This window comes from Nocardioides massiliensis (genome assembly GCF_030811215.1).
In the GTDB taxonomy this organism is placed as follows: Bacteria; Actinomycetota; Actinomycetes; order Propionibacteriales; family Nocardioidaceae; genus Nocardioides_A; species Nocardioides_A massiliensis.
Genome location: NZ_JAUSQM010000001.1, coordinates 2,072,038 through 2,093,421 on the forward strand (window position 1 = coordinate 2,072,038; position 21,384 = coordinate 2,093,421).

Below are 21,384 nucleotides of genomic sequence, written 5' to 3' on the forward strand. Positions count from 1 at the left end.
CGCCTCGTGCCTGCCGACCCCTCCGCCGTCCCGTCCGGGTCGTGGCGGCTGCTGCGGCGAGTGCTGTGGCGCCACCGCGGCCGGCTCGCGGCCGGGTCGCTGCTGATCTCGATCTGGCAGGTCTGCGAGGCGATGGTCCCGGTCGCGATCGGGCTGATCATCGACAACGCCGTCGCAACCGGTTCCTGGACCGCACTCGCGTGGTCGGTGGTGGGGCTGACCGCCCTCTTCGCCGTGCTGTCGACGGGCTACCGCCTGGGCGCGCGGATCACGTTCACCGCCGGGCAGCACGAGTCGCACCGGATCCGGCTCGGCGTGGTGGGCCATCTGCTGCGACCGCAGGGCGCCCGCACGTCGATGCTGCCCGGACAGACCCTGTCGCTGGCCACCTCCGACGCCGAGCAGGTCGCGGCGATCATGCGGTTCGCCGGGTTCGTGCTCGCCGCCGTCGCCGGGATCGGCGTGAGCTCGTGGCTGCTGCTCACGATCGAGCTCCAGCTCGGACTGGCGGTCCTGGTCGGCACGCCGACGGTGGTGCTGCTCGTGCAGGTCGCGACCCCGCTCATCGCGCGCCGCAGCGGGGCGCGGATGACCGCGGTCGCCGAGACCGTCGGCGTCGCCACTGACCTGATCGAGGGCATGCGCGTGCTGCGCGGCATCGGCGGCGAGGACGAGGCGGCGCGGCGCTACCGGAGCAGCAGCCGGCGGGCGGAGTCCGCCGGTGTCCACGCCGCGACGGCGTACGGCGTGCAGGGCCTGCTCACCACGACGCTGAGTGCGCTGCTGCTCGCCGGCGTCGCCCTCCTCGCGGGTCGGCTCGCCCTGCGCGGCGAGATCTCGATCGGTGAGCTGATCGCGGTCGTGGGGCTCGCGCAGTTCCTCGCCGAGCCGGTCGCGCTGGTCGGCATGCTGAGCGCGCAGACTGCGGCGGCGGCCGGGTCCGCGCGTCGGCTGATCGACTTCTGGCAGAGTCCGCCTCTGACCAGCACCGGCACGGCGGTGCCGGCCTCGCCCGCTGCGGTCGAGCTGCGCTCGGTGACCAGCGGTCCGCTGCACGACCTGACGCTGACGGGACGGCCCGGTGAGCTGCTCGCCGTCGTGGTGCCCGACCCCGTCGAAGCCACCGCCTTGCGGGCCGTGCTCGCCGGCGAGCGTGCGGTCGAGGAGGGGGAGGTCCGCGTCGGCGGCGTCCTGCTCTCGAAGCTGGCGCCGCGCTCCCGGGTCGCCGCGCTCGTGGTCGACCCCAGCCACCCCGAGCTCTTCGAGGGGACGCTGCGCGACAACGTCGACCCCGGCGGGACGTACGACGACGAGCGTCTCGCCGCGGTGCTCGCGGCCTCGGCCGCCGACGACGTGGTCGACCTGCGCCAGGGCGGCACCGACCAGCAGGTGGCAGCGCGCGGGGCGTCGTACTCCGGCGGACAGCGGCAGCGGATCGCGCTCGCCCGGGCGCTCGCCGCCGACCCCGAGGTGCTCGTCCTGCACGACCCCACGACGGCGGTCGACTCGGTGACCGAGCAGCGGATCGCGCGCGGGCTCCGAGGGCTGCGCCACGGCGGGTCGGTCCGCTCCACCTGGCTGCTGACCTCCAGCCCCGCCCTGCTCGACGTCGCCGACCGGGTGGTGCTGTTGCGCGACGGACGCGTGGTCGCCGAGGGCACCCACCACGAGCTGACGAGCCACCCCGACCACGGTGCCGGCTACCGCGAGGCGGTGCTGCGATGAGCGCATCACCTCGGGGGATCCTCCCCATCGCCGACCGACGCGCGACGACCCGCCTGGTCTGGTCGACCGCGCGTCGCCACCGGGCCGCGCTGCTTGCCGCGCTCGCATCGTTCCTGGTCGGCGGTCTGGCGCTGCTGGTGGCGCCGCGGGCGTTCGGCTACCTCGTCGACGCGATCGACGGGCCCGGGGACGGTGACGGGGTGCTGCTCGGTGTGGTCGTCGCGATCGCGGTGGCCGGGGTCGTGGGTGGTCTCGCGCAGCTGTGCGCGACCGTCTTCCTCGCCCGGGCCGGCGAGCCCGCGCTGGCCGACCTGCGCGAGGAGGTCCTCGACCGCGCGCTGCACCTCGACACCCAGCGTCTCGAGGAGGCCGGTGCCGGTGACGTGCTCTCGCGCGTGAGCGACGACGTCCGCACCGTCTCGCAGTCGCTGGTCGAGGTCGTGCCGAGCTTCGTGCAGGCGCTCGTCGCCGTGGTCTTCACCGCGGCCGGGCTCTTCGCGCTCGACTGGCGGCTCGGTCTCGCCGGCCTCGCAGCGGCGCCGGCGTACGCCCTCGGGGTGCGGTGGTATCTCCCGCGCTCGGGACCGATCTATGCCGCCGAGCGGGTGGCGCAGGGGGAGCGGGCCGAGGCGCTGGTCGCGGGCGTGCACGGTGCGGACACGCTGCGTGCCTACGGACGCGAGCAGGCCCAGCTCGACCTCGTCGCGCGGAAGTCGTGGGACGCGGTCTCCTACGCGTTGAACGTGATGCGGCTGCTGACCCGCTTCGGTGCGCGCAACAACCGCTCCGAGCTCGTCGGGCTGCTCGCCGTCCTCAGCGTGGGCTTCCTGCTCGTGCGCGACGACGCCGTCACGGTCGGTGCGGTGACGGCTGCGGCGCTCTACTTCCACCGGCTGTTCAACCCGATCGGCGCGCTGATCTTCCTCTTCGACGAGGTGCAGTCGACGGGCGCGTCACTGGCGCGCATCGCCGGGGTCATCGGCATGCCGGCGCCGGTGCTGCCGGCCGACCCGCCCCGGCCCGCCAACGCCACCCTCACGCTGCGTGGCATCGGGCACGCCTACGAGGCCGGTGCCCCCGTCCTGCACGACGTCGACCTCGTGCTCGCCCCGGGCGAGCGGGTGGCGCTGGTCGGCGCGACCGGGGCCGGCAAGACGACGCTCGGCGCGATCGCGGCCGGGGTGCTGGTGCCGACGCGCGGGGAGGTCCTGCTCGGCGGAGTGCCGCTCGCGCAGCTCGGGCGCCGCGAGCTGCGCCGCCACATCGCGCTGGTGAGCCAGGAGGTCCACGTCTTCTCCGGCACGGTGCGCGAGGCCGTCACGCTCGCGCGCGCGGATGCCGACGACGCGGACGTGCGCGCCGCGCTCGAGACGGTCCGCGCCTGGGGCTGGGTCACGGCGCTCCCGGACGGGCTGGACACCCGGGTCGGCGGGGACGGCGTACCGCTGTCCGGGGCGCAGGCGCAGCAGCTCGCGCTGGCCCGGGTCGTGCTGGCCGACCCGCCGGTGGTGGTGCTCGATGAGGCGACGGCCGAAGCCGGCTCGGCCGGCGCACGGGACCTGGAGATCGCCGCGCTCGCCGCCACCGAAGGGCGCACTGCGATCACTGTGGCCCACCGTCTGACGCAGGCGCGCGCGGCGGACCGGATCGTCGTGCTCGACGCCGGGTGCGTCGTCGAGGCCGGCTCGCACGACGAGCTGGTGGCGGCAGGCGGCAGGTACGCCGACCTGTGGGCCGCCTGGTCGGCCTGAGCGCTCGTCCCGCTTCAGCTGGGACGGGTCGCCATGCCGTGGCCGCGGCCGAGGTCGTACTCGGACTTCAGCGCCGGACGCCAGCACTTTTCTGCTACGTCACGCATGCCGCGCGGGCCGATCGGCATGCGGGAGGTATCACGACGGGCGTGCGACGAGGGTCACGTCCACAGCCGCTGCCCTGGCTCGGCGTGCCCGCGAGCAGCCGCTACCGTGCTGGAGGAATGCGACCCCGATCCACTGCTGACTGCGAAGGAGAGCCGCGATGAAGGCCCTGCTGCTCGAGAACATCCACCCCACGGCCGTGGACGTGCTCGAGTCCGCCGGGTACGACGTCGAGCAACACCCCGGCTCCCTGAGCGGTCCCGACCTGCTCGCGGCGCTCGACGGCGTCTCGCTGCTGGGCATCCGGTCCAACAGCTCCGTCACGGCGGAGGTCATCCAGGGCGCCCACGACCTCGAGGCGCTCGGGTGCTTCTGCATCGGCACCAACCAGGTCGACCTCACCGCGGCCGCCGCCCGCGCGCTGCCGGTCTTCAACGCGCCGTACTCGAACTCGCGCAGCGTCGTCGAGCTGGTGATCGGCGAGATCATCGCGCTCGCCCGCCGGCTCATGGAGAAGACCGAGCGGATGCACGCCGGGGTCTGGGACAAGTCGGCCAAGGGCAGCCACGAGGTGCGCGGGCGCACCCTCGGCATCGTCGGCTACGGCAACATCGGCACCCAGCTGTCCAACGTCGCCGAGGCCCTCGGCATGCGGGTCGCCTTCTATGACATCGCCGACCGGCCGATCCACGGCAACGCCCGGCGCTGCAACAGCCTCGACGAGCTGCTGGGGATCGCCGACGTGATCAGCCTCCACGTGGACGGCCGCCCGGGCAACGCGGGCATGTTCGGCGAGGAGCAGTTCGCGAAGATGAAGCCGCGGGCGATGTTCATCAACGCCTCGCGCGGCATGGTGGTCGACGACGTGGCGCTGCGCGCGCACATCGAGTCCGGACACATCGCGGGTGCCGCGCTCGACGTCTTCCCGGTCGAGCCGAAGGCCCAGGGCGACACGTTCGAGTCGGTCCTGCGGGGCCTCGACAACGTCATCCTCACGCCCCATGTGGGCGCCTCGACCCAGGAGGCGCAGGAGGAGATCGGCTGGTTCGTCGCCGGCAAGCTGGTCGGCTACGTCCGCGAGGGCAGCACCGGCCTCTCGGTCAACCTGCCCAACGTTCAGCTGCCGCCGCGGACCTCCGGGTCGCGCCTGGGGGTCCTGCACCACAACGTGCCCGGCGTGCTGGCCCAGCTCAACACGCTGCTCGGGCAGGACGGCCGCAACCTCACCGCGCAGTCGCTGGCGACCGCGGGGGAGTACGGCTACGTGCTGTCCGACCTCGAGGGACCGGTCGGCGACGACCTCGTGCGCTCGGTGCTCGCCGTGCCGGGCGCGATGACCGCCCGCATCGTCGGCTGAGCGGGGCCGGTCCGCCCCGGGGTCACGGCCCGACGTACGGCAGGACCCGCGCGCACGGGACGGCGGTGCTGCGGTTGCCCGCCAGCGCGCGGAGCACGAGCCGTGCGGTGTTGCGCGACGCCACGACCTGGAAGTGCTCGGAGTAGTCCTGCGGGCACACGTCCTGCAGCACGACGTTGCGCATGCCGCGCTGGACACCGCTGGTGTAGGGCATGACGAGCTGGTCGTAGCGGGTGACGATGTTGGTGTAGCGGATGCCCTTCACCCGGGGCGTCCCGCCCCGGCGCATCTTGTCCCAGAACGCCGAGCCCGTGAGCAGTTGCGGGCCCGACCCGAAGACCGGGCTCAGCAGCGCGATCACCGGTGGAGTCAGGCCGAACGCCGTACCGGCGTTGACCAGGCTGGCGGCGCCGGCGACGTTGGTGCCGTGCCAGAGCGGGGCGATGGAGACATAGGAACGGATCTTCGTCCTCCCGCCGAGGAACTTCGCGTAGTAGTTCGGCACGACCGTGCCCTCGGAGTGACCGAGGATGTCGACCTTCTTCGCCCCGGTGGACCGCAGCACCCGGTTCACGAACCGCTTGAGCTCCGCAGCGCTGCGCTCGATGCGAGTCAACCCGCCGAACTGGTCCAGGCCGGGGAGCTGGGCCGGGCCGACGCCGTACGTCAGGGCGAAGACGCAGTAGCCGCGGTTCTTCAGCAGCGGTGCGAAGGTCTGCCAGTTGGTGTTCTTGTTGCCGACCAACCCGTGGACCAGGACGACAGGTCGGGGGCGCTTGCGGGTCGGGCGGCAGGTCCAGTCGTTGGCGCCCGGCGGGTCGGCGTAGACCTGGGTGCCGGCCAGCACCGCCGCGGGGAGGAACGAGAACGGCACCGGCAGCTTCTCCTGGGCCTGCGCGGGCGCGGGCACGAGCGCGGCGAGCATGGCGGCGAGGGTGAGCAGAACGGCCGGGAGGGTCGTACGGCGGCGGAGAGTCACCCCGGCATCGTGTCACCGCCGGGCGGCGTACGGTAGGCCGGTCGTCCAGGACACACGCAGGAGGCGCAGGGGTGAGCAATCGCAACGCGACCGTCGTGCCGGCGGTCGTCACCGCGCTGCTGTTCGCCGCGTCCGCGCCGTTCGCGCTCTATCCCGCCTTCTACACCGCGGCCTGGGCCTGGGCGCTCCCGCACGGCGAGGTGCGCGCCGGTGCGCTGGGTCCGCTGACGGTGTACGCCGGTGCGTTCGCCGCGCAGCTGGTGGTGCCGGTCGTCGCCGGCGTGCTCCTCCGGCCTCCGCGGCCATGGCGGTTCGTCGGGGTCGCGCTGGGCGTGGAGTTCAGCCTGTGGTTCGTCTTCCTGGCCGTGATCGGTCTGGCCGCCTGAGGCGTCGACCGGTCACCGCACCGGCACGACCCGGACGGTCGCCTGATCGCACCCGTGGGAGACCGCTCGCAGCGCGTCGCGCTCCGCGACGTCGACGCTGAGCTCCCAGCGCAGCTTCACCGCGACCCATTCGCCGACGTAGCGGCAGTGCGCGGCCGGGCGCGGCGGCAGCCACTCCGCCGGGTCCCGGTCGGACTTCGAGCGGTTGCTGGAAGCGCTGACGGCGACCAGCGAGCGCGGGTCGTCGAGATCGTTGGCGAACGCCTCGCGGCGGGCGTCGGTCCAGCGGCGCGCCCCGGAGTCCCAGGCCTCGGCCAACGGCACGAGATGGTCGATGTCGAAGCCCGTGGGGCTGGTGGTGGTGACGCCGTCGTAGTAGCTCACCCAGCGGCCGCCACCGCTGCGGGCGTTGGTGATCGGGCAGGCGGTCCCAGCGGCGACCGGCGTGACCGCCTCGGCCAGCAGCACCTCGCTGCGGGTGTCGCAGCCGTCACGGTCCGCGTCGACCCAGTGCTTGAACCGCGCCCGGTCGTAGCCGGTGCGGACCTCGGGCTCCACCCGCAGGTCGGCGACGGCGGCACTGAGGCTGCGCACGCCGGCCCGCACGACCACGCGCAGGATGCCGCGGGCCGTGCGGCCGTGCACGTCGGTGACGCGGTAGGGGATCCGATAGGTCCCGGCGGCGGCGCGCGGCCCGACGCGGACCAGGACCCTGCGGTGGACCGTGCCGCGGGCGCGGATCCGCGGCGGGGTGCGCAGGACGGTCACCTGCGCTCGCCTCTTCCGATAGACGCGGTCGTTGGTCAGGACGGCGACCCGTGCGGTTGCGCCGGGCGCCACGACGACCCGGTCGCGCTGGGTGGTCGGCGCCTGACCGGGCGTTGCCACCGCCGGGGTCAGCACGACCACCGGAGCCAGGAGACCCGTCAGTGCCATCGCCCAGCCGACCGCGCGTCGTCGTACCACCGTTGTCCTCCCTCGAACGTCCGCGGCGAGGATCTCACGTGCGGTTGAGTACTTCTGCGGATCCCTCGAACCGCCACGAGCGGGCAGGATCGCGCCATGACCACGACTCCCGCGCCTGTCCGTACCTCGCTCACCCGCCACCTCGCCTGGGGGATCGGTCTCGCCGTGGTCGCGGCGATCGCCTGGTTCGGGTGGATGGGCTGGGACAGCGAGTACTGGTATGACGAAGCGGGCGACCCGCACGGGCCCTACGAGACCTGGCAGGTCGCCGGCTGCGTGCTCACCCTCCTGGTCGCCTGTGTGCTCGGCGCGGCGCTGTGGCGGCCGCTCGGACCGATGGCGGTGATGCCGCCGGCCTTCACCGCGGCCTGGATCGCCACCTCGGCGTCGGGCGACGACCAGGGGCTGTGGCCCGTCGGTGCGCTGTTCGTGCTCGTCGGGACCGTGCTCGGCGCCGGTCTGGTCGGGATCATCGTCGGGGCGTTCGACCCGCCCAGCACGCGCCGGCGCCGCCACCGCTGAACGCGGTCCGATCAGCGTCAGCCGAGGCAGCCCCGGGTCGCACCGACCCGGGTCATCCCGGTGAGGTCGCCGGCCCCGAGACGGTGGTTGAGCGCGGACACGCCCGGCGCCATCAGCTGTTCTGCGCCCCTGGCGTGGCCCAGACCGAGGACGTGCAGCAGCTCGTGGGTCATGACCTGGCCCCAGGTCGCGGTGCCGGCGACGTCGAACCCTGGTCGCAGCGGCGGGTGGGTGCTGAACAGCAGGTAGCCGTCGACGACCTCGTACGACGCGTCGAGGTCGGGGCGTCCGCGATAGACGGCGGTGGAGCCGCCGAGGCCCACCGTGGATCCCTGGAAGGCCGGGATCTGGTGGCGGGTCGCCCATGCCACGTGGATGGCCGCGCCGGGGGTCGGCGTGCCGGTCGCCGCGACAGGGACCCGGTCGCTCAGACCCAGATAGACGAACTGGATGCCGGTCTGCGCGGAGACCAGGTCGAAGGATCGCTTGACGTCCCCGAGGGCGTCATAGGTCTGTCGGGCCGGGTTGTAGGCCCAGGTGATCGTCCGGCAGGGGTTCCAGCGGGCGCCGCCGTCGTAGAGGAACGTCCAGTCGTTCGGATCGCCGGCGGGTGCGTACGGCGTGACGGGTGACGGCCCGGGAGGCGTCGGTGCGGGCGGGGTCGGGACGGCCAGCGCCCGGACGACGCGCACGGTGCGCTGTGTCGCGACCCGCTTCAGCCCGCGGTGGCGCGGGGCGACGACCCGGAACGTCCGCGTCCGTGCCCGTGCGCCGGCCGCCACGGTGAACGCGAAACGCCCGGTCGCCGTCGACGCCTTCGCAGCCGTGGTGCGCCAGGTGCCGGCGGTGGTCTGCTCGGCCAGCCGCACAGGTCGCTTCGCGCGCCGCGTGCCCCCGTGCAACCGCACGGTGCCGGTGATGCGGAAGCGTGTGCCGGTGTCGACCCGCCGCGGGGCGGTGACCGTGATGGCGCGGTGGGCAGCGACCCGCACGAGGTGCTCGTGGGTGAGTGCGGCGCTGGCGGGGTGCGTCGCACTGGTCGCGGCTGAGCCTGCGAGGGGACTGGTCGTCGCGGCGAACGACGTCAGGAGCAGCGACAGCCCGGCGACGGCGACGGTGCTGCGACGGCGGAGGGATCTCACGAGCAGGGGCCTGTTCTCTTCAAAGGGAGGGCGGGTCATGGGTCGACGCCATCCAGATCGGCAGCGGCGGCCCGGACATTCGGCCTCGCGGGCTGTGATGTGCGTGGGAGAGAACGGCGAAGGGCCCCGACCGATTCCCGGTCAGGGCCCTTGATGCGTACGCCATGTAGGACTTGAACCTACAACCCGCTGATTAAGAGTCAGCTGCTCTGCCAATTGAGCTAATGGCGCATGAAGCGTGGAAAACTCTAGCAGCGGCTACGTGCCAGGGCGAATCGACCGGTGCTGTCAGGAGGGTGGTGTGCGGCGGCTCACGAGGCCATGCACGACCAGGCCCGCCACGAGCGCCCAGAACGCCGCTCCGACCCCCGCCACGCTCACTCCGGAGACGGCGACGACGAAGGTCACGACCGCGGCCTCGCGGCTGCGCGGGTCGCCGAGTGCGGCCCGGAGCGCGGCGGCGAGGGTGCCCAACAGCGCCAGTCCGGCGGCCGCCTCGACGATCCCGGCCGGGGCCGCGACCATCAGCGCCGTCAGGGCGGCGGAGGCGAGCCCGAGCACGGTGTAGCCGACGCCGGTGCTCACTCCGGCGATCCAGCGCCGGTCGGAGTCGGGATGGGCGTCCGGGCCGGCCGCGATGGCGGCGCTGATCGCGGCGAGGTTGAGGAGGTGGCCCCCCGCGGGCGCGGCCACCGCGGTGCCGATTGCCGTGACCGTCATCGACGGCCGCCAGGGGACGGCGTACCCGAAGCTGGACATGACCGCGACGCCGGGGAGGTTCTGCGAGGCCATCGTCACGACCCACAGGGGTACGGCGATGCCGACCACGCCCTGCCACGAGAGCTCCGGCACGGTCAGCACGAGCCGAGGGACGAGGTCGCCGGCAGCAGGCAGGTCCCCGTCCACCGCGAGGGCGACGACGACCGTGCCGAGGGCGACCGTCAGGGCGGCGGGGGAGGCCCATCGCGAGCGCACCGCGGTCAGGGCGAGCCAGACCAGCAGCGTCGGCGCCATCAGCAGCGGTCGCTCGGCGGTGCTCGTCACGGGTACGACGCACAGCGGCACGAGGACCCCGGCGAGCATCGCCTGCGCGACGGCGGCCGGGATCCCGGCGATCAGCGCACCGAGCCGCGCCCACAGGCCGGTCAGGAGCACGAGGGCGGCGCAGACCAGGAACGCCCCCACGGCGACGGGCCACCCGCCCGCGACCGCACCGGTCGTCACGAGGAGCGCGGCTCCCGGGGTGGACCACGCCGCGGTGATCGGCATCCGGTGCCGCAGTGACAGCCAGATGCAGGCCGGCCCCATCGTCACCGACAGCGCGAGCAGGCCCGAGGCGGCCTCGGCCGGCGACGCACCCACGGCACGGAGTCCGGCCAGCACGACCGCGAAGGAGCTGGTGAAGCCGACGAGCGCGGTCACGACGCCGGCGAGCACCGCCGTACGATCGTGGGGCTCGGATGCGGTCCACATCACGGCGGCAGCGTACGGCGCGGCCAATCCGGCACCCGGAGGAGTCCGAACTACGCTCGAGGGACGGTGTCCACGTCCCTCGTGACCTCGCCGACTAGTCGCATTCGAGGAGCTGTTTGATGAGCGCTGGACCTGACCTGCGGCTCGTGCCCGCCGACGGGGCGCGAGACGTCGACGGGCTGTTGCAGCGCGTCGCGCGCGGCGACCGGGACGCCTTCTCGGACCTCTACGACGCGCTCTCCAGTCCCGTCTACGGTCTCGCCCGCCGCGTCGTGCGCGACCCGGCGCGGGCCGAGGACGTCGCCCAGGAGGTCTTCTTGGAGGTCTGGCGCAAGGCGCCCGGCTTCGACGCCTCGCGGGGCACCGCGAAGACCTGGGTCATGACGATCGCGCACCGCCGTGCCGTCGACGCCGTACGCCGCTCGGAGGCGCAGCGCCGCCAGGACCACCACGGCGCAGCCGACGAGGTCTCCTTCGACGAGCCCGGCGACCGGGTGATCGCGCAGGAGGAGCACGGCGCGGTCCGCGAGTGTCTGGACACACTGACCGACCTGCAGCTGGAATCGGTACGCCTGGCCTACTTCAACGGCTACACCTATGGCGAGGTCGCCACCTTGCTGGAGAAGCCGTTGCCCACGATCAAGACCCGGATGAGAGACGGACTGATCCGTCTGCGCGACTGCTTGGAGGGGGCCCGATGACCACCGACGTCCACACCCTGTCCGGCGCCTACGCCCTCAACGCCCTCGACCCGAGCGAGGCCGCCGAGTTCGAGCAGCACCTCGCCGCCTGCGCCGCCTGCCGCGACGAGGTCGCCGAGCTCCAGCAGGCCGCCGCGTCGATGGGTGCCGCCGAGCAGAGCGCCGCACCCGCCTCGCTGCGCGCCCGCGTCCTCGATGCGGTCGACCGGACGCCCCAGGTCCCCCCGACCGTCGCCGGCGGACCGACGAGTCCCGAGTCTCCGTCGGGCACCGTCACCCCGCTCCGCTCCCGTCCCGTACGGCGATTCCTGGTCGCGGCTGCCGCGGTCGCAGCGGTGGTGGTCGGCGGGGTGGTCGTCACGGACGCGATGCGTGACGACGACCCGGGCTCGGTCTTGTCGGCCGGGGTCACCGAGGTGCTTCGTGCCTCGGACGCGCAGGCCGCCACCGTCGACACCACCAACGGCGGCAAGGTCACCGTGGCGATGTCGGGATCGGCCGGCCGGATGGCCGTCGACACCTCGGGCCTGCCCGACCTCGACGCCGAGCGGGTCTACCAGCTGTGGACCGTCCGTGAAGGGGTCATGGCATCCGCCGCGGTGCTGGAGGACCACCGCACCGGAGCGTCGATGGATCTCCCGGAGGAGGGTTTCCAGGTGGCGATCACGGTGGAGCCGGCGGGCGGTTCGGAGCAGCCGACGTCGGACCCGGTCGTGGTGGTCGACCCGGCTGACCTCTGAGCGGTCGGGCGTCAGCCGCGCAGCTCCAGCACGGCCTGTGCGGCGTTCTGCCCGCCGATCGCGCTGACCGCACCGCCCCGCCGGGCGCCGGAGCCGCACAGCAGCACGCGGTCGTGGGAGCTGGCGACGCCCCAGCGCTGGGCAGGCGTGTCCAGACGGGAGCGCGCCGGCGCCCACGGCCACTCGAGGTCGCCGTGGAAGATGTGGCCGCCGGGCATGGCCAGGTCGCGCTCGATCTCCTGGGGGATCTTCGCCTCGATGCACGGGTTGCCGTCGGCGTCGGTGGCCAGGCAGGACGTGATCGGCTCCTCGAGGTGCTCGTCGAGCGCTGCCAGGGCGCGGCGTACGGCCTCGGCCTTGGTTGCCTCCGGGTCGGCGTCGAAGAGCCGCGCCGGCATGTGCACGCCGAAGTAGGTCAGCGTCTGCACGCCCCGCGCGGTGAGCTCGGGGCCGAGGATCGAGTCATCGGTCAGCGAGTGGCAGTAGACCTCGCCGGGCGGGACGGTCGGCAGCCGGCCCGCGGCGGCCTCGGCGTACGCCCGCTCGAGCTGGCTGTAGTCCTCGGCGATGTGGAAGGTGCCGGCGAACGCCCGGCGCGGGTCGACCCCGGACTTCAGGCGCGGCAGGCGGGAGAGCAGCAGGTTGATCTTCAGCTGCGAGCCCTCGGGCTTCTCGCCCTCCGGTGAGCCGAGCAGGATGTCGAGGACCGACGGCGCGACACCTGCGAGCACGTGGGTCCCGGTGACGCCGTGGTGGCTGTGGCCGTCGTGCCACGTCACCTCCGCCCCGTCCGCGCCGGGCCGGATCGCGCTCACCCCCGCGCCGGTGCGGACCTCGACGCCCGCGGCGACGGCTGCGGCCAGCAGCGCGTCGGTGACCGCGCCCATCCCGCCGACCGGCACCCGCCACTCGCCGGTGCCGTTGCCGATGAGGTGGTAGAGGAAGCACCGGTTCTGGATCAGGGACGGGTCGTTGAGCGAGGCGAAGGTGCCGATCAGCGCATCGGTGGCGACCACACCGCGCACCGTGTCGTCGGCGAAGCGCTCCTCGATCACCTCGCCCAGAGGGCGCTCGACGACCGCCCGCCAGATCGCGGGGTCGACCTGTGCGCTCAGGTCGCGCACGTTCGGCAAGGGCTGGGTCAGGGTCGGTGCCACCGCCTGTGCGAGGCCCTCGACGTCGGCGTAGAACCGCTGCCACGCGGCGTACTCCGCCTCCGATCCCGTCAGCGCCGCGAAGGAGGCAGCGGTGGCGTCGTCCTCGGGGCGTGCCACCAGCAGGCCGGTCGGTCGGCCGTCGCGCACCGACGGGGTGAACGACGCCGTACGTCGCGAGCGCAGCTCCAGCGACAGGTCGAGGTCGCGCGCGATCTGCTCGGGGAAGAGACTGACGAGGTAGGAGTAGCGCGACAGTCGTGCCGCGACGCCCGGGAACGGCTCGACGCTGACAGCGGCTCCGCCAGTGGCGCCCAACCGCTCGAGCAGCAGCACCGACAGACCAGCCCGACCGAGGTACGCCGCAGCGGCCAGGCCGTTGTGCCCGCCGCCGACGACGACGACGTCGTAGTGCGTGCGCTCGGCGGGTCCCGGGGTCGGGGCTGGGCGGCGTGCTGCGGTGTCCACCCGCGAAACGGTAGCCCTTTGCACGACCACTCCTCCGGGGCCGCTACACTTCTGCACGTTCCGGCCGCACTGCGCCCGGAGCATGGTGGGTGTAGCTCAGCTGGTAGAGCATCGCGTTGTGGTCGCGAGGGTCGCGGGTTCAAGCCCCGTCACTCACCCCAGACGCCGGAAGGCACGCCCAGGCCCGTGACCTGCAGGGATGCAGGGCACGGGCCTGGTGCTTTTCGCCTGCGGTGCCGGCTTGAGCCGTTCTTGCGCCTCGGCGCGTGCTGCATCTCTCACGTCGGGCCGGCCGCTGCCGAGTAGGAAGGCATGGACCGTTCCCTCCGACGGCACGAGATCGTCCGCCACGTGTGCTGGCTCATGGCCCTGGCGGCGACCGTCGCGCTGGGCCGGGCCACGGTCATCGACGGGGAGTCGCTGAGCCTGATCTGGCCCGCCGCCGGCGTGGCGGTCTGCTGGGTGCTCGTGTCCCGCGGGTCCGCGCGGCCGTGGACGGTCCTGGCGATCGGCGTCGTGGTGGCGGTCGGCAACGGCGTCAGCGGCGCGTCGAGCGGACTCGTGCTCGGGCTCGTGGCGGCCAACCTCACGCAGACGCTGATCGCGGCGTACGCGCTGGAGCAGGTCGTCGGTCACCTCCGCGGGTGCGGCGGTCGCGAACCGCTCGTACGGGTCGGGGACGTCGGGCGGATCCTGCTGGTCGTGCTCGGTGCCTGTCTTCCGGCAGCGCTGATCGGGACCGCCACCTTGGCGCTGCTCGACTCGCCGGTCTCGGAGATGGGCGCGCTGGCGTGGTACGGGCGCAACGTCATCGGGCTGCTCTGCGTCGTCGCGACCTGGCTGCTCCTGCTCCAGGCGCGTGCGGAGTCGCCCAACCGGCTCGGCGCCTTCGTGGCTGCCTGCTTCGGCTCGCGACGCGAGGGCCTGCCGATGCGGTTCGCCGAGCTGGCGCTCCTGCTCGGGCTGACCCTGCTGCCCTGGGCCGGCATCGGCACGCGCCCCGACGACCTGCTGTTCGTGCTGCTCGTGCTCATGATCTGGGCCGGCCTGCGGTTCGCTGCCCCGGCGGTGGTCGCCTACGGGCTCTACTCCGGGACCGTGGGTGTGGGTTTCACCCTCGCGGACGGTCCTGCGTTGCGGGCGATCGAGGACCCGGTCATGTTGGCGTTGCACGTGCAGGTCGTCGTCGCGGTGACGGCGCTGACCGGTCTGGCGTTGGCGCTGAACCGTGCCGAGCGTGACGCCGTCGTGGCCGAGCTGGCCGCGACCGCCCGCGAGCAGGAGGCCGAGGCGACCAAGATGGCGCGGATTCTCGACACCGTGGCCGACGGGCTGATCGTCATCGAGCCCGACGGCTCGATCTCGCTGTCGAACCGCGCGGCCCGCGAGCTGCTCGGCGTCGAAGACCTCACGAGCGTGCTGACGTCGGAGGAGTACGGGTTGCACGCGATGGACGGGAAGCCGGTTCGCGACGAGGACCTGCCCTACCGGACGGCGCTGCGCGGGGAGTCCTTCCCGGCGCGGGACTACCAGGTCCGCCGCCCCTCTGTCCCGGCCGGCCGGGTGGTCGCGATCGGCGCCCTGCCGCTGCCCGGGGAGCCCGTGCGTGCGCTCGCGCACCTGCGCGACGTCACCGCGGAGCGGCGTCAGCACGAGGCGCTGAGCTCGTTCGCCGGCGTGGTCGCCCACGACCTGATCAACCCGATCGCGCTCGTCCAGGGCTGGGCCGAGACCATCGCCGTCGAGCTCGAGGACGGCCCGCTGGACCCGGCGATCGGGGCGCCGATGGTCGAGCGCATCCAGGTCGGTGCCCACCGTATGCGGTCGCTCATCGACGACCTGCTCGGCTACACCCTGGCGCGGGACGCGCAGGTGCTACCGCAGGCGGTCGACGTCACGGCCCTGGTCGAGGAGATCGCGCTGTTGCGCGAGTCGGGCCCTCGCCGCCCGATCGTGCAGGTCGAGCCCCGCCTCGTCGCCTGGGCCGACCGCGCTCTGGTGCGGCAGCTGATCGACAACCTGGTGGGCAACAGCATCAAGTACACCGACCCCGATCTGCGCCCCGTGATCGCCGTGACCGGCCGGCAGCAGGGCAGCTGGGTCGAGCTGCGCATCTCGGACAACGGCGTCGGCATCCCTCCGGACCAGCGCGAGGCGGTCTTCACCGCCTTCGAGCGCGGCGGTACGGCACTCAGCAGCGGCACCGGCCTGGGCCTGGCGATCTGCAAGCAGATCGTCGAGCGTCACCACGGGACGGTCCACGCCGAGGCCGGTCCGCACGGCACCGGCACCACCATCGTCGTACGTCTGCCGCGGACGCCGGCGGCGTACGACGAGCCGCAGGGCGGTGCCGTCAAGGAGAGCGTCCCGGCGCAACGCGTCGCGATCAGCTGAGAGCGGCTGCGCACCAGCTCTCGCTCGCAGCCCACAGCAGCCGCGCGCGTCCGGGGTCGACGGCGTACGCCGCGACGTCGTCGGAAGGAGCGCAGTCGGCGAGATAGACCGCCTCCGACGTGTCCGGCGCCCGCGTCGCCGCCCAGACCTGCGTGGCCGCACCCTGCTCGGGATTCACGAACTCCAGCCACGGGCTCTTGGTGGGGTCACCGGCACGGCGCTCGCGGACGAGCCGCCCGAGCTCGGAGAAGTCGTCGCGGGACATGTGCCGTCCCAGCTCGGTGGCGACAGTGCCGGGGTGCACCGCGAACGCGGTCAGCCCGGCGTCGGCGTACCGCTCGCGCAGACCGACGGTGAACAGCACGTTGGCCGTCTTCGACGCCCCGTAGGCGACGAACTTGTCGTAGGGCCGGTGCTCCCAGTGCGGGTCCCCCAGGTCGACGTCGCCGAGGACGTGGCCCCCCGACGACAGGGTGACCACGCGCGGACGCTCGGCGGTCAACAGCGTCGGAAGGAGCGCGGTGGTGAGGGCGAAGTGCCCGACGTGGTTGACGCCGAGCTGCCGCTCGAACCCGTCGGCGGTGCGGTCCAGCGGGGTGAACATGACGCCGGCGTTGTTCATCAGCACGTCCAGCCGGTCGGTGAGCGCGGCGACCTCCTGGGCTGCCGCTCGCACGGACGTCAGGTCCGCCAGGTCCAGGTGGACCGGGTGCACCTCGGCATCGGCGACCTCGCTGCGGATCTGCTCGGCGGTGTCCACCAGGCCGGTGGTCGAGCGACCGAGCAGCAGCACGCGCGCACCGGCGCCCGCCAGCGCCAGCGCCGACGCGCGGCCCAGCCCGCTCGTGGCTCCGGTGATCGCGCAGGTGCGCCCGTGCAGGTCGAGGCCGGCCACCACCTGGCGCGCGGTGGGGCTCGACTGCTCCGGTGTCGTGGTCAAGGGGCCTCCTCGTGGTTGTGCGAGTCTGGCGGGGGAGCGGGGTGCGTGCCGGCGCCGGTCCAGCGCAGTGGGACCGGGCGGCGCGGAGAGGCCGGCCGAACGCCTACCGTGCGAGGCGCTCGTCTCCCGGAAGGACCGCCATGGACACCGCCCGTCGCCTCGTGATGCGTCGTCGATGACGGGCGTGCGCACGGAGCTCGACGGACCCGTCGCGGTCCTGACCCTCGACGGTCCCGAGAAGCTGAACGCGTTCTCCGCCCGCACCGCATCCGCGCTGGGAGCGGCGTACGCCGCCTGCGACGCCGATGACCGGATCCGGGCCGTCGTGCTGACCGGTGAGGGGAGGGCGTTCTGCGCCGGCGCCGACATGAGCCCGGCCGCGGACGCGTTCGCCGCCCGCGACCGGGAGTTCTCGGCGTCACCGGTCGACCCGCCGGCCTGGCGGGTGCGCAAGCCGGTGCTCGCCGCGGTCAACGGCCACGCCATCGGCATCGGCCTGACGATCGCGCTGCAGTGCGACCTCCGGCTCGTCGCCGAGGACGCGAAGCTCGCCATCCCGCAGGTACGCCGGGGGATGGTCGGCGACGCGCAGAGCCACCACACGCTGCGGCAGCTGGTCGGGATGGCCACCGCCGCCGACCTGCTGCTGACCGGACGCACGATCACCGGGGCGGAGGCCGCCCGTCGCGGCATCGCCACCGAGGCGCTGCCGGCCGCTGAGGTGCTGGCGGCGACGCTGGCCCTCGCCCACGAGGTCGCCGAGCAGGCCAGCCCCGCCGCGCTCGCGCTGAGCAAGCAGATCCTCTGGTCCGGCGCCGACCTCGAGCACACCGAGCAGCTCGAGACCCGCGCCCACCACGTGCTGATGGCGCACCCCGATGCCCAGGAGGGACCCCGGGCCTGGCACGAGCGCCGCGTGCCCCTGTGGACCCTGCGGGTCAGCGACCTCCCCGAGCGCTGGGACGCCGGCGACGGGGACGCGCCGTGAGTGCCCGAGTCGTCGTCGACGGGCTGGGCTTCACCGAGGGACCGGTCGCGCTGCCGGACGGCCGGGTCGCGCTCACGTCGATCAGCCACGGGTGCGTCTACGTGGTCGACCCGCGCAACACCGCGAGCCTGCAGAAGTTCGTCACCGGCGGCGGCCCGAACGGACTCGCGGCCGGCGACGACGGTGCGCTCTACGTCGCCCAGAACGGCGGGATCTGGGGCGCGCCCACGAAGGTCCCGGCCGGCGTCCAGGTGATCCGCGACGGCCGCGTCGAGCACCTCGTCGAGGGCATGGGTGCGCCCAACGACCTCGTCGTCGGGCCGGACGGGCGGCTCTGGGTGACCGACACCGTCGCAGAGGTCGTGTGGTCCGACCCCGGCTCCGGCGGTCCGGGACAGGTGCACGTCGTCGACCCGCACTCCGGTACGGCGCGGTGCGTGCTGGACGAGGGGCCGGTCTTCACCAACGGGCTGGCGTTCGACGCGAGCGGGGCCCGGCTGCTCCTTACGGCGACCCGGTCCGCGGTGCTCTGGGCCTACGACGTCACCGATGCCGGACTGGCCGGTCCCCGGCAGCTCGTGACCTTCGACGGTGGCAGCCCCGACGGCATGGAGCGCGCCGCCAACGGCCGGTTCTGGGTGGCCCTGCTCGGCGCCGACCGGCTGGACCTGGTCGATCCCGAGGACGGTGTGGTGGGCGCCGTACCGCTGCCGTCAGGGTCCCTACCGACGAACGTCTGCCGCGACCACGACGGGTCGGGGCTCTTCGTCACCGCGGGGCACGCGGGTGCGTTGCTCCACGTCCGGCTGGGCCGGTAGCGGTCAGTCGGCGGTGACGGCGGGCTGGTCGCCTTCGGTGCCCTCGGTGCCCGGGCGCACGCCCGTCAGTGCGCCGCCGTGCTCGGCCGCGAGCGCCTTCGCCCGGTCGGTGTCGGGTCCGGGCGGCGGCACGAAGACCGCCTCGCGGTAGAACCGCAGCTCCTCGATGCTCTCCATGATGTCGGCGAGCGCACGATGGTTGCCGGACTTGGCGGGGGCGTTGTAGTAGGCGCGGGGATACCACCGGCGCGACAGCTCCTTGATCGAGGAGACGTCGACGATCCGGTAGTGCAGGAACTGCTCCAGCGCCGGCATGTCGCGCGCGATGAACGCGCGGTCGGTGCCGACGGTGTTGCCGGCCAGCGGCGGACGGGTGCCCTCGGGGCAGTGCTGGCGGATGTAGGCGAGCACCTGCTCCTCCGCCTCGGCGAGGCTGACCCCGCCGTCGAGCTCCTCGAGCAGCCCGGACTTCACGTGCATGTCGCGCACGAAGTCGATCATCTGCTCCAGCGCCGCCGCCGGCGGCTTGATGACGATCTCGATCCCGTCGCCGAGGACGTTGAGCTCGAAGTCGGTGACGAGCGCCGCCACCTCGATGAGCGCGTCGTGCTCGAGGTCGAGGCCGGTCATCTCGCAGTCGATCCACACCAGTCGGTCGTTCACCCGCCCGACCCTACTCGGCGGCTCTGACGTGCTCAGCGCTCACTCAGGCTGGCTCCCTAGAGTGATCCCCGTGTCGAAGAAGAAGTCCACGGCCGCCGCCCACGCCCGTCAGCGGGCCGCCGCCGAACGCGCCGCCCAGATGCGCGCCCAGCAGCAGAAGCAGGAACGACGGCGCCGCGTCGCGATCGGTGCCGCCGTGGTCGTGGTGGCCGTTGCCCTGATCGCCCTGATCGCCTGGGCGGTCACCGGCAACGACAAGCCGACCACGCCGCCCGAAGGCGCCACCGACACCTACGGCCTCGCGTACGGCGACCCCGAGGCGCCGCTGAAGGTCGAGATCTACGAGGACTTCCTCTGCCCCGCGTGCGGTGCGTTCGAGGCCGAGATGGGCGCGGAGCTGACCGAGGCGGCCGACGACGGGCGGGTCTTCGTCACCTTCCGCCCGGTGGCGATCCTGGACCGCTCCTCGCGCACCGACTACCCGACCCGCGCCGCCAACGCCGTCGCGGTCGTGCTCGACGCCGCGGGCCCCGAGGTCGCCAAGACCTTCCACGACCTGCTCTACGAGCGCCAGCCGACCGAGGGTCGCGCCGAGCACGACGACGACGCGCTGGTGGCGATGGCGGTCGAGGCGGGCGCCACCGAGGCGGACGTACGCCCCGGCATCGAGGACCGGGCGTTCGAGGGCTGGGTCGACGCCGCGACCGACGCGATGGCCGACAACGGCTACGAGAGCACGCCGTCGGTGATCGTCGACGGTGAGCGCATCGAGGGCGAGTCCATCGCGGACGTGGCCGACCAGCTCCGCTCCCGGCTGGGCTGATGGCGCTCGCGCAACGGGTTCGCGACGGGGCGCCGCGCTGGCGTTCCGCAGCCGTGGTCGTCGTGGCGTTCGTCGCCCTGCTCTGGGGGATCGAGGTCGTCGACACCGTCGTCGGTGGCCGCCTGGACAACGGCGGCGTACGCCCGCGCAGCGAGGACGGCGCGATCGGCATCCTGCTCGCTCCGCTGCTGCACGTCGGATGGGGCCACCTGATCGCCAACACCGGTCCCGTGCTGGTGCTGGGGTTCCTCGTGCTCGCGGCCGACCTGACCCGCGGCATCGCCGTGACGCTGGTGATCTGGCTCGTCGGCGGGGCGGGCACGTGGCTGATCGCGCCGGACTACACGATCCACCTGGGCGCCTCCACGCTGATCTTCGGCTGGCTGGTCTACCTCATCCTGCGCGGTGTCTTCAGCCTGCGGATCGGCGAGATCCTGCTCGGCGTCGTGCTCCTGGTGGCGTACGGCGGGGTGCTGTGGGGTGTCCTGCCCGGCCAGACCGGGGTCTCGTGGCAGTCGCACCTGTTCGGTGCGGTCGGTGGTGCGCTGGCGGCTTGGTGGTTCCGGGGCCGTGAGCGCGCAAACCAGAACGCGTTCTAGTCTGAGGCCCATGACGCAGCAGTGGGCACCGTCCCTGGCCGCCGAGGCCGGCGAGGCCGGGGTCGACCGCGCGGTCCGGGCCGCCCGGCGCGTGGTCGAGGGTCTGGTCCGCAACGGTCCCAACCCCGCGATCGACCTCGACGCCGTCGCCGCCGACCTCGAGTCCGTCGCCGACCGTCTCGAGGCAGCCGCCCCGGAGCTGGCCGAGCGCGTGCGCAGCATGTGGGACACCGAGCGGCTGGAGATGACGCGCCACGACCCGGTCACCGGACCCGAGAACGCGATCGCCCCGCCGATGCACGTGCAAGGCCGTAGCGACAAGGAGGTCAGCGGCACGGTGACGCTCGGTCTGGCCTATCAGGGCCCGCCGGGACACGCCCATGGCGGCGTGACCGCGCTTGTGCTCGACCACGTGCTGGGGATGGCCAACCACTGGGCCGGGACCGCCGGCATGACGGCGAAGCTGACGCTGCGCTACCGCCGGCGTACGCCGCTCTTCGTCCCGCTGACCGTGCGGGCGCGCCAGGTGTCGATCCAGGACCGCCGCATCACCACGACCGGGGAGATCCTCGACCCGGACGGCGAGGTGTGCGTCAGCGCCGAGGGGCTCTTCGTCGCGCTGGACGTGAGCGGCACCTCCCGCGAGGCGGCACGACGTCTGGCCGCGAACTGAAACAGGTTCTAGGCTGC

The 21,384-nt window shown here is 73.3% G+C and carries 20 protein-coding genes and 2 tRNA genes; 14 read left to right on the forward strand and 8 right to left on the reverse strand.

The genetic code is table 11. The features are described 5' to 3' along the window. Nucleotides 1–6 precede the first annotated feature (6 nt). The 3 genes from J2S59_RS10265 to serA all read left to right on the forward strand — a co-directional run bounded on the left by J2S59_RS10265 (nt 7) and on the right by serA (nt 4,938). Nucleotides 7–1,725: an ABC transporter transmembrane domain-containing protein gene (locus tag J2S59_RS10265; RefSeq protein WP_306825080.1), complete on the forward strand. Its 1,719-nt coding sequence runs from the start codon at nt 7–9 to the stop codon at nt 1,723–1,725. Next, complete coding sequence (locus J2S59_RS10270; protein WP_068120367.1) at nt 1,722–3,476, forward strand: ABC transporter ATP-binding protein; 1,755 nt, start codon at nt 1,722–1,724, stop codon at nt 3,474–3,476. Before J2S59_RS10265 ends, J2S59_RS10270 begins: the two co-directional genes overlap by 4 nt. A gap of 265 nt (nt 3,477–3,741) precedes the next feature. Further along, nucleotides 3,742–4,938, forward strand: a complete 1,197-nt coding sequence (serA, locus tag J2S59_RS10275) for a phosphoglycerate dehydrogenase (protein WP_068120365.1) — start codon at nt 3,742–3,744, stop codon at nt 4,936–4,938. Between the two features lie 22 nt (nt 4,939–4,960). On the opposite strand, the gene J2S59_RS10280 is transcribed toward serA, so the two are convergent. Then, the gene (locus tag J2S59_RS10280) at nt 4,961–5,917 is read right to left on the reverse strand and encodes an esterase/lipase family protein (RefSeq protein WP_246360287.1); all 957 of its coding nucleotides are present in this window, start codon (nt 5,915–5,917) and stop codon (nt 4,961–4,963) included. A 71-nt stretch (nt 5,918–5,988) separates the two neighbouring features. Between J2S59_RS10280 and J2S59_RS10285 the strand changes: the two genes are divergently transcribed. After that, nucleotides 5,989–6,303, forward strand: coding sequence for a hypothetical protein (locus J2S59_RS10285; protein WP_068120362.1), 315 nt, complete (start codon nt 5,989–5,991; stop codon nt 6,301–6,303). A 12-nt stretch (nt 6,304–6,315) separates the two neighbouring features. On the opposite strand, the gene J2S59_RS10290 is transcribed toward J2S59_RS10285, so the two are convergent. Then, entirely contained in the window at nt 6,316–7,269 is a 954-nt protein-coding gene (locus J2S59_RS10290) for an HNH endonuclease family protein (RefSeq protein ID WP_220138424.1), read from the reverse strand. Between the two features lie 96 nt (nt 7,270–7,365). Between J2S59_RS10290 and J2S59_RS10295 the strand changes: the two genes are divergently transcribed. Continuing rightward, nucleotides 7,366–7,791 carry a hypothetical protein gene (locus J2S59_RS10295; protein WP_068125213.1) on the forward strand — a complete coding sequence of 142 codons (426 nt, stop codon included), beginning with the start codon at nt 7,366–7,368 and terminating at the stop codon, nt 7,789–7,791. 17 nt (nt 7,792–7,808) lie between these two features. Here the strand turns inward: J2S59_RS10295 and J2S59_RS10300 are convergent, their stop codons facing one another. The 3 genes from J2S59_RS10300 to J2S59_RS10310 all read right to left on the reverse strand — a co-directional run bounded on the left by J2S59_RS10300 (nt 7,809) and on the right by J2S59_RS10310 (nt 10,406). Continuing rightward, nucleotides 7,809–8,933: a zinc metalloprotease gene (locus tag J2S59_RS10300; protein ID WP_306825081.1), complete on the reverse strand. Its 1,125-nt coding sequence runs from the start codon at nt 8,931–8,933 to the stop codon at nt 7,809–7,811. 158 nt (nt 8,934–9,091) lie between these two features. After that, nucleotides 9,092–9,164, reverse strand: a tRNA-Lys gene (locus tag J2S59_RS10305). Between the two features lie 57 nt (nt 9,165–9,221). Next, entirely contained in the window at nt 9,222–10,406 is a 1,185-nt protein-coding gene (locus J2S59_RS10310) for a benzoate/H(+) symporter BenE family transporter (RefSeq protein ID WP_306825459.1), read from the reverse strand. A 119-nt stretch (nt 10,407–10,525) separates the two neighbouring features. Between J2S59_RS10310 and sigK the strand changes: the two genes are divergently transcribed. Further along, nucleotides 10,526–11,107, forward strand: coding sequence for an ECF RNA polymerase sigma factor SigK (gene sigK, locus J2S59_RS10315; protein ID WP_068124955.1), 582 nt, complete (start codon nt 10,526–10,528; stop codon nt 11,105–11,107). Next, nucleotides 11,104–11,847, forward strand: a complete 744-nt coding sequence (locus J2S59_RS10320; RefSeq protein ID WP_068124953.1) for an anti-sigma factor — start codon at nt 11,104–11,106, stop codon at nt 11,845–11,847. Before sigK ends, J2S59_RS10320 begins: the two co-directional genes overlap by 4 nt. 11 nt (nt 11,848–11,858) lie before the next feature. Here J2S59_RS10320 and J2S59_RS10325 read toward each other — a convergent pair whose 3' ends face one another. After that, complete coding sequence (locus tag J2S59_RS10325) at nt 11,859–13,469, reverse strand: phytoene desaturase family protein (RefSeq protein WP_068124950.1); 1,611 nt, start codon at nt 13,467–13,469, stop codon at nt 11,859–11,861. Nucleotides 13,470–13,554: 85 nt separating this feature from the next. Between J2S59_RS10325 and J2S59_RS10330 the strand changes: the two genes are divergently transcribed. Then, nucleotides 13,555–13,630, forward strand: a tRNA-His gene (locus tag J2S59_RS10330). A 151-nt stretch (nt 13,631–13,781) separates the two neighbouring features. Next, a complete protein-coding gene (locus tag J2S59_RS10335; RefSeq protein WP_068124948.1) occupies nt 13,782–15,863 on the forward strand; it encodes a sensor histidine kinase in 2,082 nt (693 codons plus the stop codon). On the opposite strand, the gene J2S59_RS10340 is transcribed toward J2S59_RS10335, so the two are convergent. After that, on the reverse strand, nt 15,856–16,803 hold the full coding sequence (locus tag J2S59_RS10340; protein WP_068124945.1) for an SDR family NAD(P)-dependent oxidoreductase: 948 nt from the start codon (nt 16,801–16,803) through the stop codon (nt 15,856–15,858). The genes J2S59_RS10335 and J2S59_RS10340 overlap by 8 nt on opposite strands. Nucleotides 16,804–16,978: 175 nt before the next feature. Between J2S59_RS10340 and J2S59_RS10345 the strand changes: the two genes are divergently transcribed. After that, a complete protein-coding gene (locus J2S59_RS10345) occupies nt 16,979–17,791 on the forward strand; it encodes an enoyl-CoA hydratase/isomerase family protein (RefSeq protein WP_068124943.1) in 813 nt (270 codons plus the stop codon). Beyond that, nucleotides 17,788–18,609, forward strand: coding sequence for an SMP-30/gluconolactonase/LRE family protein (locus J2S59_RS10350; RefSeq protein ID WP_068124941.1), 822 nt, complete (start codon nt 17,788–17,790; stop codon nt 18,607–18,609). The genes J2S59_RS10345 and J2S59_RS10350 overlap by 4 nt, the downstream gene beginning before the upstream one ends. Before the next feature lie 3 nt (nt 18,610–18,612). Here the strand turns inward: J2S59_RS10350 and orn are convergent, their stop codons facing one another. Continuing rightward, nucleotides 18,613–19,272 (reverse strand): oligoribonuclease, encoded by a 660-nt coding sequence (orn, locus tag J2S59_RS10355; RefSeq protein ID WP_068124939.1) that lies wholly within the window; start codon nt 19,270–19,272, stop codon nt 18,613–18,615. A 70-nt stretch (nt 19,273–19,342) separates the two neighbouring features. On the opposite strand from orn, the gene J2S59_RS10360 reads away from it, so the two are divergent. The 3 genes from J2S59_RS10360 to J2S59_RS10370 are packed head-to-tail and all read left to right on the forward strand — an operon-like array spanning nt 19,343 to nt 21,367. Beyond that, nucleotides 19,343–20,095, forward strand: coding sequence for a DsbA family protein (locus tag J2S59_RS10360; RefSeq protein WP_181642643.1), 753 nt, complete (start codon nt 19,343–19,345; stop codon nt 20,093–20,095). Further along, nucleotides 20,095–20,694, forward strand: a complete 600-nt coding sequence (locus J2S59_RS10365) for a rhomboid family intramembrane serine protease (protein WP_068124935.1) — start codon at nt 20,095–20,097, stop codon at nt 20,692–20,694. Before J2S59_RS10360 ends, J2S59_RS10365 begins: the two co-directional genes overlap by 1 nt. Before the next feature lie 10 nt (nt 20,695–20,704). Next, nucleotides 20,705–21,367, forward strand: coding sequence for a PaaI family thioesterase (locus tag J2S59_RS10370; RefSeq protein ID WP_306825082.1), 663 nt, complete (start codon nt 20,705–20,707; stop codon nt 21,365–21,367). Nucleotides 21,368–21,384 lie beyond the last annotated feature (17 nt).